Raw genomic sequence first — 15,895 nt, forward strand, 5'->3', positions numbered from 1 at the left:
TCCCGTCGGCGCCTTCATTCCTGGGCGCTGAGGTTCCAGTGGACTCGGATGGCCTCAGCAACTGGGCCAGCGGTGACGTCCACCCGGAAAGCAACGGGCGCGGTCCCTGTCTCCTCGATGACCGAGTCACGGTAAACGCGGCCGCATGAGGGACACAAGGTGTAGAGATCCTCATCCGCAGGCCATTTCGCGAGCCCGGCGGGAACCGGGCCGTTGTCGCCGATGTAGACGGGGACGCCGTGTGAGTTGGCCTGAATCAACCCGTCCTTGCTAACGGTGTTGCCGCATACGCAGGTGATGGTGGTGACATCGTGATCGGTTACATCGGCGGTTTCAGTGTCCATGATGACCTTCCCGGCGCTGGAAGAGACGTTCTGGTACCAGCTTATGCCTGCCGGTCCATGTCATCACCAACATCGCGGCAGGACCCCAAACTCCAACGGCGGCAGGCAATCACTCGAACAAACTCACCACGGCCTGCGCGAACGCGTCCGGGTTCTCCTGCGGAACGTTGTGTCCAATACCAGGAAGGACGCGTTGGCTGTAGGGGCCGGTGAAATAGTCTCTGCTGGCGATCGCCGCAGGGCCGCCGACGCCGTCGTCCCCGCTTTCGAGCACTACCGTCGGAACGGTGATGCGCGGCTCCCGGGCGATCAGGTCCTCGAACCGCTGGTACCGGGGGTCGCCGTCGACTAGTCCGTAACGGTGGCGGTAGGAGTGGATGACGACGTCGACGAAGTCCGGGTTGTGCAGGCTCTGGGCGCTGGCGGGAAACGCCTGGGGTGCGCCAGCCCAGGTGGGCGACCAGGTCCGCCAGAGCAGCCCGCACAGTTCGTCACGGTTTTGGTCCAACCCGCGGCGGCCCCGCTCCGAGTGGAAGTAGTACTGATACCAGTAGCTTCGCTCCCATTCCGGGTCCACAGGTTCCCCGGATCGCGCGAGGTTGTGCATGTTGTAGCCGCCGACGGTGACGAGCCCGGCAACGCGTCCGGGGTCCAGGGCCGCCACGATGCACGCCGCCCGGCCGCCCCAGTCGTAGCCCGCAACGACTGCTTTTTCGATGTTGAGGGCATCCATGAAGTCGATGAGATCCTGCCCGAGGGCGGCTTGTTGTCCTGAACGGACCGTCGTGGGATCCAGGAAGGGGGGAGGACCGAAGCCGCGGAGGTAGGGCGCGAGCACGTAGGCGTCCTGGCCCGCGACGATAGGAGCGACGTCGTCGAAGGCCCGGACGTCGTACGGGAACCCGTGCAGGAGGATGACCGGGGTCCCGCCCGGATCGCCCGCGGACTCGTATCCGATGTCCAGGACGGGAGTCTGGATGCGGCCGAAGGATGTGAAGCTCATACTGACGGGGTCCTCCCTGTTCAGGCTGTGGAACCTAGCGGCTGCTCACCTGGCCGAACAGCTTTGCGATGGGTGCGAGCAGGATCGGGCGGGCGGCGTACCACCCGGCCGCTGTGATGGCGATGGCGGCCGCGAAGAGCCAGAACCCGACCCAGTTCACCATGTCGGTGCCACCGAACATGTGGTTCAGGTTGCGAAGCGCACCGGTCGCGAACACCAGGAACACGTGGATGAGGATGAACAGCACGAAAAACAGCATCGTCGGGAAGTGGATCGCGCGTGCGACCTCCACCGGGTAGATCCTGTTCAGCGACTTCGCGTTCTTCGGCCAGAACTCGCTCATGCGAACACCTGTAATCGCTGCGAGCGGGGCCGCGATGAACACCACGAGGAAATACATGAGCTGCTGCAGGCTGTTGTAGTTCACCCAGCCGTTCTCCACGGGCCAGTCCAGTGTCATGTACTGCAGAAGCGCGGAGAGCGCGTTCGGGAACACTTCCCAGCTGGTCGGGACGATTCGCATCCAGTGGCCGGACGCAACCAGCAGCACCACAAAGACGAGTCCGTTGACCAGCCAAATGGCGTCGAGCGACTGGTGCAGCCACAGGTTGATGCTGATTTTCTTGCCGCCGCGCTTGGGCGTCCAGAACGCCGGCGGCTTCTGTTGGGTGCGCACCTGGTAGCCGGAGCGAATGATGAGCACTATCAGGAAGATGTTCAGGAAATGGCTCCACTGCGCCCACCAAGGGAAGCCCGGCTCTGCGGTCTCGGGCAGGTGATATTCGCCGGGGTACCTCTCGAGGAACTCCGGTACGCCCGGCAGCGTCGTCACACCGCGCGCGGCGAGCACAAGAATGGCTGCGGCGGCCACGGCGCCGACGGCGATGAGCAGGACGCGCTTGATCCACTGGGCCAGGGTGCGCGCACCGTAGAGCTTGGCCTCGGCCTTTGGCTTCACGGCTTTTTCAGCAGCGGCGGGCTGTGCCACCGATGCCGGGGTGGCCGTGACCGCAGGTGGGCTCGCTGGCGCGGCCGGCTCTGCCTCGGCAACGGTCTCCACCACGCTGGCAGCCGGAGCGGTGGCCTCGGCAATGTGTTCGGGTTCTGCCTGCACTGCAGGGGCAGGAAGAACCAAGGCGGCAGCAACCGCCGGCGCGAGTCCAGCGGGCGGCCACGGTTCGCCGTCGGGAACGCGGGGAAGTCCGCGACGAAGCGGGGTGGTTCCCGCCGTCGGCGTGGCGGGTGTGGTGGCAGGAGGAGTTGCAGGCGACGGCGCTGCCGTCGCTGCTTGCTCAACGGCATCTGCAGCAGCTGCGGCCGGCGCGGGCGTGGCGACTGCGACTGGAACCGCGGGGAGAGCCGGCACCGATACAGAAACCTCGCCCGCTGGCGGCCAAGGCTCGCCGCCCGGCACGCGCGGCAGGCCACGGCGAAGCCGCCGCACCTCCGGAGTGCCAGCGTTCGCCGCAGGGACCGGAGCGGGCGCCGCCGTCGCACCTGGTGCAGTTTCCCGAGGCGCAGCGGGCGCGGCGGGGGCGGCGGGGACCGATCCCGGCCTGGGGACAGACTCCGACCGGGCTTCCGCAGCAGCCGCGGTAATGCCTGCGGGCGCCTGGCCTGCTGGAGGCCAGGGGTCACCACCTTCGACGCGCGGCAGGCCCCGCCGGATGGACCGAGACAGAGGTGCCATCACAGATTCTTCCGGGCCTCAAGGGCGCTGATCAGCTGGGGTACAACCTTGAAGAGGTCACCGACCACACCAAAGTCGGCGATCTCGAAGATCGGCGCGTCCCCATCCTTGTTGATGGCGACGATCGTTTTCGCGGTCTGCATGCCGGCCCGGTGCTGGATCGCGCCGGAAATGCCCAGCGCAATGTACAGCTGTGAGGACACGGAAACCCCGGTCTGGCCGACCTGATGCGACTGCGGGATGTAGCCTGCATCCACCGCGGCGCGCGAAGCACCAATGGCAGCACCGAGGGTATCGGCGAGCTGGCCCACGAGGGCGAACTGTTCCTCCGAGCCGAGGCCGCGGCCGCCCGCCACAACCTTCGCGGCACCACGCAGCTCCGGCCGCGAGGTGGCGACAACTGCCTCGTCGAACGAGTCGATCCGCGCGGCCGGCTTCTCCGAGGGCGTCACTGCCAAGGTCTCCGACGCTTCCGGCTGAGCCGCAGCACGCGCGTCAATGGAGCCTTGGCGAACCGTGATTACCGGCGCCCCAAACGTGGATGTTGACGTCACATCGTAGGCGCCGCCGTAGACGGAGTGGTGCGCCACGACGCCCTCGTCATCACGTGAGACACCGACCGCGTCGACGGAAACTGCCGCACGCGAACGGGCGGCGTAACGGCCGGCAACGTCGCGCCCATTCAGGGAATGCGATATCAGGATCGCGTCCGGCCGAACCTGCTCCGCAGCGGCGGCAAGCGCGTCAACGCTTGGCACGCCGAGCGCGGACGGGTCCGGAGCCTCTGCGATCAGTATGCGCGCGGCACCAAGGGCCGCGGCCTCCGCAGCGGCGGCGCTCCCGGCACCGGGTGAGGCGAGTACCAAGGCAATGGGCGTGCCAACTGTAGCGGCAGCGCCGAACAGCCCGGCCGCAGCCTTTTCGAGTTCACCGGAAGCAGAGGCTTCCACGACGACCAGGATTGCGTCACGAGGGAAATCAGTCATGTTGTTACGCCCTAAGCCAGTCGGTTTTCAATGAGGAAGTCAGCGAGCTTCTCGCCGGCGTCACCCTCGTCAATGATCTTGACGCCGGCAGCACGCGGGGGCCTCTCGGCAACGGTCAGCATGATCGATCGCGCCGTGTCCGGGTTGTCGGCCGTGATCCCGAGGTCTGCGAGCGTAAGCGTCTCAAGCGGCTTCTTCTTCGCGGCCATAATGCCTTTGAAGTTCGGGAAGCGCGGACCGGGAAGTGCCTCGGTAATGGAAATCACCGCGGGCAGGGTCGCTGATACCTTCTGCACGCCGGATTCAACGCCCCTGGTGCCGGACACGCCGCCGTCGCTGATCTCCACGGAGCTGAGGCCGGTAGCCAGCGGCACGTCCAGCAGTTCTGCAAGCATCGCGGGAATCATGCCGCCGGATCCATCGGTGGAGACGTTGCCGGTGATGACAAGGTCAAACTCAACGCGGCGGATCGCTGCTGCCAGGGTCTCAGCGGTGAGTCCAAGATCCGCACCCCGGAGCGCCTCGTCGGAGATGTGCGTGGCGCTGCCCGCGCCCATCGCAAGCCCCTTGCGTATTGTTGCCGTGGCACCCTCGGGAGCGAGGGACAGGACTGCGACCTCTGTGCCCGCGTTGGCGTCGGCGTACGTCAGTGCCAGTTCCAAGGCCCGCTCGCCGATCTCATCGATGACTGTCTCGCTGGCTTCCCGGTCGGCGAGGCCTGTTTCGAGGTTCAGTTTTCGGTCCCCGTAGGTGTCGGGGACCTCCTTGACTAGGACGATAATCTTCATCGATGACTCTTCCTGTGGCGGGCGTGCCTCCATAAGGGAGACACGTCGGATCTCCATTGAGTCTACAAAGGGTGGCCACTCCTGGCTGACACAGCCCGTGTCGTGACTTATCAGCGTGGCCGGCGTCGTCTTGGGGCATATCGCCCTGCGCCAGATAACGACCATCGGTGAAAGGCGGTCGCTGGTTGGCCGGTCACCCAGCCGGGACTCAGCTGGCGGGGTCGTATTGGAAGGCGCGCACTTCCTGCGCGCAACGGCAGGCGACCGCGATTTTCGCGGCCCACTCCAGGGCCGCCTCGTACGAGGGCAGCTCCAGCACCGAGTAGCCACCTTCGAGCTGCGCCGTCTGCGGGTAGGTGCCCTGGCGCACGGTCCCATCGCCGTCGACCATGACGGGCGGGATGCTCTCATCGATGCCGCCGCCGAACACCCAGACGTTAGCGTCCTTCGCCTCCTGAACGACCGCGTGCGCCGCATCCGAAACGGCCTGCAGGTCTTCGTCAGGGAAGACCATGGCGGCACTCGGAAACGAGATCAGATACTTGGTCACCGCGTCGACTCCTTCTTCGCAGCACGGGGGATCGCATTCATCCTCGCCGATGCCATTGCGCCGCGCAAGATCCCGGCGGTCCCGCGGATGCCGCTACCCGCTCACGGACGACGGCGGGAGGCCCCGCCGTCGTCCTTCACCTTCGCCATCGGCCCTCTCACTACCGCAGCGACAGGCCCGTTGTGTTTGGCGCGCCGATCAAGGGCCCGGGCCGGGACGTCGGCGTCGCTCTCCATCAGCCCGCACTGTTCCCTTGGCGGACCGTGCTGAATAACGTCATGCTCAGCGCCGAAGGGCTGGGTCTGCCCAGGGCGGCCGCGCGCGGCGCCAAAGCCTGATTGGCTGATGTTGGCGGCGGTCCAGGGACGCAATGTCATAAAGAAGGGCTAATGTAAATGCTTATGACTTCTGCGACCCTCGATCGCGCGTCCGGGGTCCCCCTGTACCGCCAGATCAAAAAGATCCTGATCGACGAGATGCGTGCAGGGGCGGGCACCGATGGCCTCGCGATGACGGAGGAAGCGCTCATCACGCGCTTCCACGTCAGCTGTGCGCCCGTCCGACAGGCGGTGAAGGAGCTCGTTGACGAGGGGTACGTGTACCGGGAGCGGGCCAAAGGAACGTTCCCGGTGCAGGGATTGAACGTGCAACGACCGGCGACGCTGCAGCTCGGCGGCCTCATGGGCTACCTGCGGGAGCAAGGACTATCGCCCGAGGCCACGGTGCATGGGGTGGGCCGCGTGGTTCCACCTGCCGAAGTGCGGGAGAGATTAGGCCTGGGCCCGGAGGAAAAGGTCCTCACCTTCACACGCGTCATCACGGTGAAGGATGAAAAGCTCGTCAGCTCGCGGCTCTACCTGTGCAGCCCGCCCGATTTCGAACCCACCAGCCGCGAGCTTGAGGACGCGGGCTCCGCGTTTGAGCTGCTCGAACGAACTTACGGCATCGACCTCACCCGCTCGGAGCACCACGTGTGGGCGTCCGGGGCGAAAGGCGAAGACGCCTCAGCCCTGGGACTGCGCGAGGGGGAGCCGATCCTTGTCGTGGAGACCGTCTTCCTCTCCCGCGAAGGCCGCCCGGGCGGCTGGCGCCGCGCCATCCATCGCGCCGACGAGTTCAAGTACGTCTTCGCGTCCAACCGATAGCCGGCGTGGTTGACCGTCCCGCTATAGCCGGCGCCGTGCAGCTCAGCCCGGAACTCCGGCGGCGACGCGCTCGCCGTTGAAGTATTCGAGCTCCCAGCCGACAACGGGATGGTGGTGGGCCAGGTTGAGCGCCGCATTGTCGATGCTTTGCAGGGTGCGGCCGATGGCACGGCTGAGGCTCACACGGATAAGCGAGCCGTGGGCGACCACCAGGACACGGCAGCCGCGGAATTCCTCGGCGAGGGCTTCCAGCGCGGCCAACCCGCGCCGGGCTGCCCCGTCCTCGCTTTCTGCGCCCCGGAAACCGTCGGGGATGCGCAGCGCGTCCAGTTCAGGGCCGGCCTGCAGGCCCTCGGCGGGTCCGAAGCTGCGCTCGGTGAGTTCCGGGACGCGGCGGGCCGCGCCGAGTCCCAGCCCTGCGGCAATCAGGTCGGCGGTCTCCGCGGCACGGCTCAGCGGGGACGACACGATCGCGTCCCATGCATAACCGGAGAGGACGGCGACGGCGTCGCGCGCCTGGCCGCGGCCGACGTCGTTCAGGGGAATGTCGGTGGATCCCTGCAGCCGGCGCTGGGCGTTCCAGTCCGTCTGGCCATGGCGGACAAGGGCGAACGTCGTAGGGGTCATGCGTTCCATTCTCCCCTGAATCCCTGAATCCCTGAATCCCGGAGCCGTGGCCCGGGACGTGGGCGCCCATGTCATTGCTGTGACTTCTCCGGATTTTGCCTGTGAATCGTCCGGCCGTCCTTGCGGGAGTCCGGTTGCCTGGGACAAGCTGTTGGTGACGTGGTGAATTGCTCAGGCAGGCTGGGCGGCGAGGGTGCCGTCGGGACGTGCCACGGCAATGCCGCCGCCCAGGCAGGAGCCCGCAGAATGGGAGGGCGCTCAATATGAAACGGACATTGTCCAGGCAGGCTAAATACCGCACAATAGGCATCTGCTCATTGATTACGTTGCTGGTAATTGTCGGAATTATGTCCCTTTTCAATTCGCCGGCGACCTTCCTGCCAGCTCCGAACGCTCCATCGGCTGCGGGAGGGCCTGTGCCTGCGGTGAGCAGTCCCGCGGCGAAGGGTGCCGACTTCCAGAACGTCCCGAACCAGGTACTCTTTGCCCTTGATGGCGCAGGCAAACCGAACATTTCCGGAAACCTCACGAACATCAGGCAAGGCGGCACAGGGGATTGCTACTTTCTCGCGGCCTTGATGACTGTCGCGGCCCGGACGCCGGACACCATAGCCAACATGGTTCACGATAATGGCAACGGAACGTACACCGTTTCATTTCACAGCAGGTACGACGGGGTACCCGATCCGGTGCAGGTGACGGTCAACGGTGATCTTCCGTACCGCCGCGGCAAACCAATAGGAAACGGCGTCGAAAACATCGGCGGCAAGAATGTTTCCTGGGCGGCGATTATTGAGAAAGGGTGGGCTGCCGCGAACCGTAACGGCTATCAGGGCATCGAAGGCACCGACCTCAGCAATGACCAGGACCACGATGTGCACAATGGCCTCTACGCCATCACCGGCAAGGTGGGAGTCGACCGCAACCCGGGTGGACCCATGACGGGGGTGAGCTTCGATCAGGTTCAGAAGGATTTCACAAATGGCCTCGTCACGCTCGGAACCTCCAATTCCCGCGGCAAGCTGGTATCCAACCACTCCTACGCGTTGCTGGGAGTGAACTCCGCCGACCAGACCCTGGTGCTCGGGAACCCGGAGGGCGGCCAATCCACGCTCACATTTTCGGCTTTCCGATCCTCGAACATCAACCAGTACATCGCTATACCGACCTACCCTTGAGAACCACAAGGCCCGGACGGCTGGCAGGGAGTGCCGCCGCCCGGCAGTCAGGAGCAGTCCCTTGTACTTCCAGGCGGGGTTGAGTAGCACCGAGTCCGGAAAGCGGCCGTCCAGGTGGCGAGTGTCCGGGACATTTCTTATTCTGACAATGCTTCTGGCCACCACCGCGGCCTGCCAGCCCGGACAGGCCCCGTCCCGGTCAGGCACCCCCGGGCATGTGTTTGTGATCAACCTCGAGAACAAGGGATACGACCGGGTGTGGGACACCGGGTCCGCCGCCCCCTATCTCGCCGGGTCCCTACGGTCTCAGGGGGTGCTGCTCACGGACTATTACGGCATCGCCCATAACTCATTGCCGAACTACCTGGCCCAGATCTCCGGTCAACCGCCCAACGACAGCACCCGACGGGACTGTCATACCTACACGCCCTTTACGTCCTCGGGCACCGATTCGCAGGGCCGGCTTCTGGGAGACGGGTGCGTCTTCCCGGCGGATGTTCCCACTCTGGCCGGCCAGCTGGTGTCCGCGGGCAAGTCCTGGCGAGGCTATATGGAAGACATGCCGTCGCCCTGCCAGCACCCGGGCCTCGACGCCGTGGATGGGCACGTGAAGGCCGCCCCCGGGGAGCAGTACGCCACCCGCCATAACCCCTTTGTCTATTTCCAATCCGTCACCTCATCGCCCGACTGCAGCCAGAACGTCGTCAACTTTTCGGCGCTACAGCAGGACCTGAAATCAGTGGACACCACACCGAACCTTTCCTATATCACTCCGAACCTCTGCCACGACGGGCACGACAGCCCTTGCGTTGACGGGAGTCCCGGCGGGATGGGGGCCGCCGACAAGTGGCTCAGCGAGGAGGTGCCGGCGATTCTGGCGTCGCCGGCGTTTCACCGGGACGGGATGCTTGTGGTTACCTTCGACGAGGCCGACGGCGGCGCGGTCGGCCCCGCCGCAGGCGTCACGGGGGGAGCGGCCGGGGGGAAGGTCGGCACCCTGGTCATCTCACCCTTCACGGCGGCCGGTACAACCTCAGACCGGCCGTACAACCACTACAGCCTGCTGGCCAGCATCGAGGATTTCTTCTCCCTCTCACGCCTCGCCGGCGCCGGCGAACCGGGCGTGAACGCCTTTGGCACGGACGTCTATCGGGCTGGACCGTAAGGTACGGACGTGTCGGTCATGCGCGCAAAGAAGGGAAACGCCAGTACCCGGCCCGCCGCCGGCGCCTCACCACCGGCAAAAGCCGCACGACGCCGTCGCACCATTGCCGCCGCCATGTCAGTCCTCGTCCTCCTGCTGTTCGCCGTGGTTCCGTCCGGTCAGGGGCCGTCCGCGGCGCCCGCGCAGGGCATTTCGAAGATCAAGCACGTGGTGATCATCATGCAGGAGAACCGCTCGTTTGACAGCTACTTCGGGACCTTCCCCGGGGCTGACGGGATCGCGATGCAGAACGGGGTGCCAACGGCGTGCCTTCCGGATCCGGGACACAACGGCTGCGCCAGGCCGTTCCACAATTCCGCCGACAGCAACGCCGGGGGTCCGCACAGCCATGCTGACGAGGTTGCGGACGCCGACAACGGTGCCATGGATGGTTTTGTTGCCCAGGCCGAAAAGGGCCTCGCCGGCTGCAAACCGGCGGACACTAACTGTCACTACGGCTCGAAACAGACCGACGTGATGGGTTACCACGACGGACGTGACCTGCCCAACTACTGGGCCTACGCAAATAACTTCACCCTCCAGGACCACATGTTCGCGGCTGCAGCGTCCTGGAGCCTGCCGGCCCACCTGTACCTGGTCTCGGAATGGTCAGCCAAATGTGCCAGGGCGGGCGACCCCTCGTCCTGTGTCAACGCCCTGCAGAATCCCGCCGCAGGTCCGGACCCGGAGATGATCCGCGGCACCCTGATCGGCAAATGCCAGGCAGGCCTCGATCTCCGGCCGTGCCGGGACGCCCTGGAAGCCGCGGGTATCAGCCCGGATCTCGCCGCGGACATTGACCGGCTCATCAGCGCCAGCTGCAAACCCACCGATTCCTATCCCACGTGCCAGGCCGCCGTTGACGCCGCCCCGGTCCCGGAGGACCTGAAAAAGAAACTCACCGTGGCCGCCAAGAAACTTGAACTGCCCGACTACGCCTGGACGGACCTGACCTACCTGCTCCACCAACAGCACATCCCCTGGGCCTACTACGTCTTCGACGGCACCGAACCCGACTGCCGCGACGACACCGCCACCTGCGCCCCGGTGAAGCAGAACGCCAAAACGCCCGGCCTGTGGAATCCCCTCCTGTACTTCGACACCGTCAAGGAGGACGGCGAACTGGGCAACATCCAGTCCCAGAAGAACTTCTACGACGCGGCCCGCCAAGGCACCCTCCCTGCCGTTAGCTGGGTGGCGCCAACAGACAAGGTCAGCGAGCATGCCCCCGCCAAAATCAGCACCGGCCAGGCCTACGTTGCCGGGCTTGTCAACGCCATTATGAACGGCCCCGACTGGAACAGCACCGCCATATTCCTTACGTGGGACGACTGGGGCGGATTCTACGACCACGTGCCGCCGCCCGTGGCCGACGCCAACGGCTACGGCTTCCGCGTCCCGGGCCTGGTCATCAGCCCCTATGCCAAAAAGGGCTATATCGACCACCAGACGCTGAGCCACGACGCCTACATCAAGTTCATCGAGGACGATTTCCTGCACGGCCAGCGGCTCGATCCGGCCACCGACGGCCGCCCCGACGCCCGCCCCGGCGTCCGTGAAAACAACCCGCTCCTGGGCGACCTGCCCAGAGCCTTCGACTTCAACCAGGCACCCCTGCCGCCGCTCATCCTGACGAACGCTGCCACCTACTGACGCGCCGCAGAGGGCCGTCGGCAGCGGGGTTCATTGCCAGCGCAGCTACGCGGACCCGCCGGGATGCGCGTCCCTGAGGGCCGGAGGCGTTGCGCCCTGGATGACCCAGCGGTTGCCGTCCGGGTCGGCGAAGTAGGCAAACAGCACTCCACCCATGTCCTGGACGTCACTGATATCAGCACCACGGCCCAGGAGTTCGGCGCGCGCAGCAGCTATGTCGGGTACGACGAGCTGCAGCCCTTCGAGGCTGCCCGGCGTCATGCCCGTCATTCCGGTGCCTATGACGATCGACGCAGCCGAACTTGGCGGTGTCAGCTGCACCACCCTCATCCCGGGGATGTACTCGACATCGTGGTCAAGGACAAAGCCCAGCTTCTCGGTATAGAACGACTTGGACCGGTCGACATCCGCGACGGGTACCTGCACAACTTCAAGGCGCATTTCCATGCGCCTTACAGTACCGCCGCCCGACCAGGTGCTGCTGGACGGCCCCGGCACTTCTTAAGCCTTTCTTAACGGCCGCACGGGAGAGTGGAAGCAGGCGCCGCACAGCGCCCTTGCCCCGACCCCGTAGGACTCCATGCCTGGACCAGCCCCAGTTAACCGCGTGACAGCACCCCGGAACCCCGCCGGCACACATCCGGCTGCAGGCCTGCAGTTCTGGGCCATCCCGCAGGCCCGCCACTGGCTGCTGTGGGGCGCGCTGCTGTCCGCGGCAGTCCTCACGCTCGGCCTGACGGCACAGCTTGTGCCCGGTGGCAGCGCGGCCGAACTCGTCGCGGACCAGGACCTCAGCCAGCACCATGCCGCGCTCCTGACCGGGGTGGCCATGGTCCTGAACGTGGTGTTCGGCCCAGCGGCCGGCGTGGTTCTCGTTGCCGCCGTCGCGCTTTATCTCTGGGTGGTCCGCCGCTCGTTGGTGAAGGCTGTCGCGTTCGGCCTCGTCGCCTGCTCCGGCTGGGTGGCCAGTGAGTTCTTCAAGCTCATCATCGCCCGCCAGCGGCCCAACCCGGCCCTGCTGTTCGATCCGCTCTCGCCCGAAACGGGCTCCAACAGCTTCCCAAGCGGGCACGTTTCCTTTGCGGTCGCGCTGGGATTTGCGCTGTACTTCCTGGCCCGCGGAACCCGCTGGGCCAAGGTCACCGCCGTCGCTGCCGTGCTGCTGGCCCTGGTGGTGGCCTGGTCGCGGCTGTATATCGGGGTCCACTATCCCACCGACGTGGCTGCCTCGTTCCTCGCGGCGAGTGCAGCAGTGCTGCTGCTTGCAGGGCTGTGGAACCGTTTCGCTCCGCGCATCCTGGACCGCCTGCCGGCCGCAGCCTCGCCCCGTTTAACCGGTTCAACTGGCTCAACCGGCTCCACCCGATCCACCCGATCCACCCGATCCTAAGGACGTGACCATGCACGGCATCTACGCTTCAGGACTCGCCCCGGCACTATCGGCCGCGGCCGGGACCCCGTCCCTCCTTGACCCCGCGAGCCTGCTCGAGGGCCTCGGCCCGGCCGCGCTCGGCGTCATCTCCCTGATGGTGTTCATTGAGTCCGGAGTGCTGTTCCCCTTCCTGCCCGGCGATTCGCTGCTCTTCACCGCGGGCCTGCTGCATGAGCAACTCCAGCTAACGCTTCCGGTGCTCATCGGCGTCGTCACCGCCGCCGCGGTGGCCGGCGACCAGATCGGCTACATGATCGGACGCAAGTACGGCCGCCGGTGGTTCAAGGACGACGCACGGATCCTCAAGACAGCGCACCTGAGCACCACGGAGGATTTCTTCCGCCGCCACGGAGGTGCCGCCGTCGTGCTGGCCCGTTTCGTGCCCATGGTCCGGACGTTCGCTCCCCTCAGCGCCGGCATCGCCCGCTATGAGTACAAGTCCTTCACGCTCTGGAACGTCGCCGGTGCGCTGGCCTGGGGCTCGTCCGTGACACTGCTGGGGACGTGGCTGGGCCACTATGAGATCGTCGCCAAGAACATCGACGTTATCGCCGTCTTTATGGTCCTCGCCTCCGTCCTGCCGTGGGGCATCCAGCTCCTGAAACGCCGGCGCCAGAACCGCAGCGGCGCTGCCGAACCCGAAGCCGAGCTCAGCGACGACACAGCGGGCGAACTGCCGGCGGAAGGCATGGCACGGGAGAATAGCTGACATGACAACCGCTGACGGCCGGCCGTCCCTGCTCCTGGTGGAGGACGACGTCGTCCTCGGACCGCTGATCGCAGAACTGCTGGAACCGGACTACCGGATCCGGCTGGCCAGCAACGGCCAGGACGGCCTGCACCTGGCGCTGACCCAGGGGTGGGACGTGATGGTGATCGACCGTGGCCTGCCCCTGATGGACGGCATCGCGCTGATCACCGCGCTGAGGTCCAAGGGGGTTTCGACGCCGATCCTGATCCTCACGGCCCTTGGGGCCACGGATGAAAAGGTCAGGGGGCTCGATGCGGGCGCCAATGACTACATGACCAAACCGTTCGACGCTGGCGAACTCGCGGCCCGCCTGCGCGCCCTGACGCGCACCTTCACGCCGGCCACGGCGCCTGTGAGCATCGGAGACTGGGACTTCGATCCGGCGTCGCGTTCCGTGCGTTCGATCTACGGGCAACTGGTGTCCCTCACAGCCAAGGAGGCCGAGCTGCTGGCCGCCCTGGCCGCCGAACCGGGCAGGGTTTTCACCCGGGAAGAACTGCTTGGCGAACATTTCCAGGCCGCCGACCAGCCCGGCCTGATCGACACGTATGTGCACCACCTCCGAAGGAAGATTTCCAAGGCCGTGGTCCGAACGGTCCACGGCGTCGGCTACCAGATCGGCGATGCCCCATGAATCGGATGCCCTCCGCGGCAGGCGAACCGGACCGGGACACGCTCCGGCGGGCCTCGCTCAAAGTCGCTGTACGGATCAGCGCCGCCTGCGCGGTGCTGGTCCTTTGCCTCCTCGCTGCGGCGACCGTTTACCTGATGAACAAGCTGGCGCACCCGGACCTGCCAGGTTCCGCGGCGGCCGGGGAGGCTTACACCTATCTCGATTCCAGGGACCTGATCGAGGCGATGATCATCGCCGGGGTGGCCGGCATCGTGCTGGCCGGGGCCGTCGGGTGGCTCAGCGCGCGCAGCGCCATCCGGCCGCTGGGGGAGGCGCTGGCCTTGCAGCGGCGGTTCGTCCAGGATGCCAGCCATGAACTGCGCACACCCCTGGCCATCCTGGACGCGCGCATCCAGCTCGCCCAGCGCGATGCCATCCCCGACTCCAAACCTGGCCGGGCCCTGGGCAAGATCCGGGAAGATGCGGCCACCCTGACCGGGATCGTCAACGAACTACTGCTCGCGGCAACCGGGGCCGCACCGGATCCCGCCGCGGAACCGGTGGAGCTGGCCGACGTCGCCGGGTCCGTTACTGAAAGCCTGCAGGACCTTGCGGCCCGGCAGGACATTCGTCTCTCCTTCTCCGACGGCGGCCAGCCGCTGGCCCGCATCGACCGGAGCTCCCTGCGGCGGGCCGTGCTCGCCCTGGCGGACAATGCCCTGGCCCACACGCGGTCCGGCGGGAGCATCACCATCAGCACAGGAATCGAGGGCGACCAGGCGGTTGTCTGCGTGGCGGACACGGGATCCGGAATCACTGGCGTGGACCAGGCCCGGATTTTTGACCGTTTCGTCAGGACCCCCAGCCCGGATGGAACCCGGGGCCAGCGAAGCTTCGGCATCGGCCTGGCGCTGGTCCGTGAAATCGCGTCGGCCGCCGGCGGCACTGTCGAGGTGGCCAGGACCGGGCCCGAGGGTACGGCGATGAAAATCAGGCTTCCGCTGGCCCGGCACTGAGAGCGGCCGGCGGTCCGGCGGGAAGCCGGTTGTATTGTGGTGGCGGCGTAACTGCGCCACCATGACGGTATGGATGCTGAAAAAACTACGGCAGCGGAGCTGAACCTTCCCCAGGCCTTCCTCCTACTGGCAACGAACGACAAAGACGGCAAACCTCAGGTGCCGGTGTTTGCACTCAGGACCACCTTGGCGGGGGCCATTTTGGCCGAGCTGGACCTGGTCGGTGCCATCGGACTGCAAGGTAAGCACGTCCGGACTACCGGCGCCGCCCCGCAAACGGACCTCCAGCACGAGCTGGAGATCATCCGTCACAAATCACGCCCCCACACGCCCAAGCGGTGGGTCTCCATGCTGGAGGGCCGCGCCGAAGTGCAGCGTGTCTACGAGGGGATGGCGGAACTGGGCATCGTGGAACATGTCGGCGAAAAGCGCCTGGGTCGGTTCCGGACAGTGCGGTACCCGGAGAAGGACCACGCTCCGGAGGCAGCGCTCCTGAAAAAGATCGAGGTGGCACTCAGTGGTGCGCCGTCCGATTCCGGGGCGTCTGATACTAAGGCGCCTGATGCTGGGCCAGTGTTTGACGCCGGGACGCCTGACACCGGGACGCCTGACGACGCGAAGCCTGACGCCAAGAAGCCCGAATCCCAAGCTACCGACGAAAGGACCACAGCGCTGATCGCCCTGCTTCATGCGGCCGGGCTGCTGGGCAAGCTCTTCCCGGCGGCAGACAGAAGCCGCACGGGGGAGTTGGCGAAGGAATATTGGCCAGCCCGCGCGGTGGAGGACGAACTTCGGATGATCAGGCTGGCGGAGGAAGAAACCGCAACTTTGTGATGCTGCCGGGAATCGCCAGGCGGGCGTCGCTGTACGGCGTGCCGTCCGCGGAGACCAAAGAACGCCCCGGCAACTCGCCGG

At 66.1% G+C, this 15,895-nt stretch carries 18 protein-coding genes; 9 read left to right on the plus strand and 9 right to left on the minus strand.

All coding sequences use genetic code 11. The annotated features are described in order from the left end of the window. Positions 1 to 14 precede the first annotated feature (14 nt). The 7 genes from GXK59_RS00735 to GXK59_RS00765 all read right to left on the minus strand — a co-directional run bounded on the left by GXK59_RS00735 (position 15) and on the right by GXK59_RS00765 (position 5,738). Entirely contained in the window at positions 15 to 344 is a 330-nt protein-coding gene (locus GXK59_RS00735) for a hypothetical protein (RefSeq protein ID WP_160663551.1), read from the minus strand. 109 nt (positions 345 to 453) lie between these two features. Next, positions 454 to 1,347 carry an alpha/beta fold hydrolase gene (locus GXK59_RS00740; RefSeq protein WP_160663553.1) on the minus strand — a complete coding sequence of 298 codons (894 nt, stop codon included), beginning with the start codon at positions 1,345 to 1,347 and terminating at the stop codon, positions 454 to 456. A gap of 34 nt (positions 1,348 to 1,381) precedes the next feature. After that, positions 1,382 to 2,410, minus strand: a complete 1,029-nt coding sequence (locus GXK59_RS20540; protein ID WP_237393720.1) for a cytochrome b/b6 domain-containing protein — start codon at positions 2,408 to 2,410, stop codon at positions 1,382 to 1,384. A 626-nt stretch (positions 2,411 to 3,036) separates the two neighbouring features. Next, a complete protein-coding gene (locus tag GXK59_RS00750) occupies positions 3,037 to 4,023 on the minus strand; it encodes an electron transfer flavoprotein subunit alpha/FixB family protein (protein ID WP_160663557.1) in 987 nt (328 codons plus the stop codon). An 11-nt stretch (positions 4,024 to 4,034) separates the two neighbouring features. Further along, on the minus strand, positions 4,035 to 4,811 hold the full coding sequence (locus tag GXK59_RS00755; protein WP_160663559.1) for an electron transfer flavoprotein subunit beta/FixA family protein: 777 nt from the start codon (positions 4,809 to 4,811) through the stop codon (positions 4,035 to 4,037). 208 nt (positions 4,812 to 5,019) lie between these two features. Continuing rightward, positions 5,020 to 5,361: a YciI family protein gene (locus tag GXK59_RS00760; RefSeq protein ID WP_160663561.1), complete on the minus strand. Its 342-nt coding sequence runs from the start codon at positions 5,359 to 5,361 to the stop codon at positions 5,020 to 5,022. A gap of 101 nt (positions 5,362 to 5,462) precedes the next feature. After that, positions 5,463 to 5,738, minus strand: coding sequence for a hypothetical protein (locus tag GXK59_RS00765; protein ID WP_160663563.1), 276 nt, complete (start codon positions 5,736 to 5,738; stop codon positions 5,463 to 5,465). 24 nt (positions 5,739 to 5,762) lie between these two features. On the opposite strand from GXK59_RS00765, the gene GXK59_RS00770 reads away from it, so the two are divergent. Continuing rightward, complete coding sequence (locus tag GXK59_RS00770; protein ID WP_160663565.1) at positions 5,763 to 6,506, plus strand: GntR family transcriptional regulator; 744 nt, start codon at positions 5,763 to 5,765, stop codon at positions 6,504 to 6,506. A 42-nt stretch (positions 6,507 to 6,548) separates the two neighbouring features. On the opposite strand, the gene GXK59_RS00775 is transcribed toward GXK59_RS00770, so the two are convergent. Beyond that, on the minus strand, positions 6,549 to 7,133 hold the full coding sequence (locus GXK59_RS00775; protein ID WP_160663567.1) for a histidine phosphatase family protein: 585 nt from the start codon (positions 7,131 to 7,133) through the stop codon (positions 6,549 to 6,551). A 347-nt stretch (positions 7,134 to 7,480) separates the two neighbouring features. On the opposite strand from GXK59_RS00775, the gene GXK59_RS00780 reads away from it, so the two are divergent. From GXK59_RS00780 to GXK59_RS00790, 3 genes are all read left to right on the plus strand, one after another. Then, positions 7,481 to 8,311 carry a C2 family cysteine protease gene (locus GXK59_RS00780; RefSeq protein WP_160663569.1) on the plus strand — a complete coding sequence of 277 codons (831 nt, stop codon included), beginning with the start codon at positions 7,481 to 7,483 and terminating at the stop codon, positions 8,309 to 8,311. Between the two features lie 223 nt (positions 8,312 to 8,534). After that, positions 8,535 to 9,476, plus strand: a complete 942-nt coding sequence (locus GXK59_RS00785; protein ID WP_237393721.1) for an alkaline phosphatase family protein — start codon at positions 8,535 to 8,537, stop codon at positions 9,474 to 9,476. Positions 9,477 to 9,494: 18 nt separating this feature from the next. Further along, entirely contained in the window at positions 9,495 to 11,168 is a 1,674-nt protein-coding gene (locus GXK59_RS00790) for an alkaline phosphatase family protein (protein WP_160668911.1), read from the plus strand. A gap of 45 nt (positions 11,169 to 11,213) precedes the next feature. Here the strand turns inward: GXK59_RS00790 and GXK59_RS00795 are convergent, their stop codons facing one another. Continuing rightward, positions 11,214 to 11,615 carry a VOC family protein gene (locus GXK59_RS00795; RefSeq protein WP_160663573.1) on the minus strand — a complete coding sequence of 134 codons (402 nt, stop codon included), beginning with the start codon at positions 11,613 to 11,615 and terminating at the stop codon, positions 11,214 to 11,216. Positions 11,616 to 11,775: 160 nt separating this feature from the next. Between GXK59_RS00795 and GXK59_RS00800 the strand changes: the two genes are divergently transcribed. The 5 genes from GXK59_RS00800 (at position 11,776) to GXK59_RS00820 (ending at position 15,814) form a co-directional block, all read left to right on the plus strand. Continuing rightward, complete coding sequence (locus GXK59_RS00800) at positions 11,776 to 12,558, plus strand: phosphatase PAP2 family protein (RefSeq protein ID WP_237393722.1); 783 nt, start codon at positions 11,776 to 11,778, stop codon at positions 12,556 to 12,558. A 10-nt stretch (positions 12,559 to 12,568) separates the two neighbouring features. Next, positions 12,569 to 13,309, plus strand: coding sequence for a DedA family protein (locus GXK59_RS00805; protein ID WP_160663577.1), 741 nt, complete (start codon positions 12,569 to 12,571; stop codon positions 13,307 to 13,309). A 1-nt stretch (position 13,310) separates the two neighbouring features. Next, entirely contained in the window at positions 13,311 to 13,985 is a 675-nt protein-coding gene (locus GXK59_RS00810; protein WP_160663579.1) for a response regulator transcription factor, read from the plus strand. Continuing rightward, positions 13,982 to 14,980: a sensor histidine kinase gene (locus GXK59_RS00815; RefSeq protein WP_160663581.1), complete on the plus strand. Its 999-nt coding sequence runs from the start codon at positions 13,982 to 13,984 to the stop codon at positions 14,978 to 14,980. The genes GXK59_RS00810 and GXK59_RS00815 overlap by 4 nt, the downstream gene beginning before the upstream one ends. Before the next feature lie 69 nt (positions 14,981 to 15,049). Then, positions 15,050 to 15,814: a GOLPH3/VPS74 family protein gene (locus GXK59_RS00820; protein WP_160663583.1), complete on the plus strand. Its 765-nt coding sequence runs from the start codon at positions 15,050 to 15,052 to the stop codon at positions 15,812 to 15,814. The last annotated feature ends 81 nt before the right edge of the window (positions 15,815 to 15,895 follow it).

The organism is Pseudarthrobacter sp. ATCC 49987 (assembly GCF_009928425.1).
Taxonomy (GTDB): Bacteria; Actinomycetota; Actinomycetes; order Actinomycetales; family Micrococcaceae; genus Arthrobacter.

What these genes read in the sequence shown, in the direction of transcription:
- GXK59_RS00815 (WP_160663581.1), top strand. Translation starts at nt 13,982, where the DNA reads ATGAATCGGATGCCCTCCGCGGCAGGCGAACCGGACCGGGACACGCTC.
- GXK59_RS00805 (WP_160663577.1), top strand. Translation starts at nt 12,569, where the DNA reads ATGCACGGCATCTACGCTTCAGGACTCGCCCCGGCACTATCGGCCGCG.
- GXK59_RS00780 (WP_160663569.1), top strand. Translation starts at nt 7,481, where the DNA reads ATGTCCCTTTTCAATTCGCCGGCGACCTTCCTGCCAGCTCCGAACGCT.
- GXK59_RS00735 (WP_160663551.1), bottom strand. Translation starts at nt 344, where the DNA reads ATGGACACTGAAACCGCCGATGTAACCGATCACGATGTCACCACCATC.
- GXK59_RS00795 (WP_160663573.1), bottom strand. Translation starts at nt 11,615, where the DNA reads ATGGAAATGCGCCTTGAAGTTGTGCAGGTACCCGTCGCGGATGTCGAC.
- GXK59_RS00740 (WP_160663553.1), bottom strand. Translation starts at nt 1,347, where the DNA reads ATGAGCTTCACATCCTTCGGCCGCATCCAGACTCCCGTCCTGGACATC.
- GXK59_RS00810 (WP_160663579.1), top strand. Translation starts at nt 13,311, where the DNA reads ATGACAACCGCTGACGGCCGGCCGTCCCTGCTCCTGGTGGAGGACGAC.
- GXK59_RS00775 (WP_160663567.1), bottom strand. Translation starts at nt 7,133, where the DNA reads ATGACCCCTACGACGTTCGCCCTTGTCCGCCATGGCCAGACGGACTGG.
- GXK59_RS00820 (WP_160663583.1), top strand. Translation starts at nt 15,050, where the DNA reads ATGGATGCTGAAAAAACTACGGCAGCGGAGCTGAACCTTCCCCAGGCC.
- GXK59_RS00770 (WP_160663565.1), top strand. Translation starts at nt 5,763, where the DNA reads ATGACTTCTGCGACCCTCGATCGCGCGTCCGGGGTCCCCCTGTACCGC.
- GXK59_RS00750 (WP_160663557.1), bottom strand. Translation starts at nt 4,023, where the DNA reads ATGACTGATTTCCCTCGTGACGCAATCCTGGTCGTCGTGGAAGCCTCT.
- GXK59_RS00755 (WP_160663559.1), bottom strand. Translation starts at nt 4,811, where the DNA reads ATGAAGATTATCGTCCTAGTCAAGGAGGTCCCCGACACCTACGGGGAC.
- GXK59_RS00765 (WP_160663563.1), bottom strand. Translation starts at nt 5,738, where the DNA reads ATGACATTGCGTCCCTGGACCGCCGCCAACATCAGCCAATCAGGCTTT.
- GXK59_RS00790 (WP_160668911.1), top strand. Translation starts at nt 9,495, where the DNA reads ATGCGCGCAAAGAAGGGAAACGCCAGTACCCGGCCCGCCGCCGGCGCC.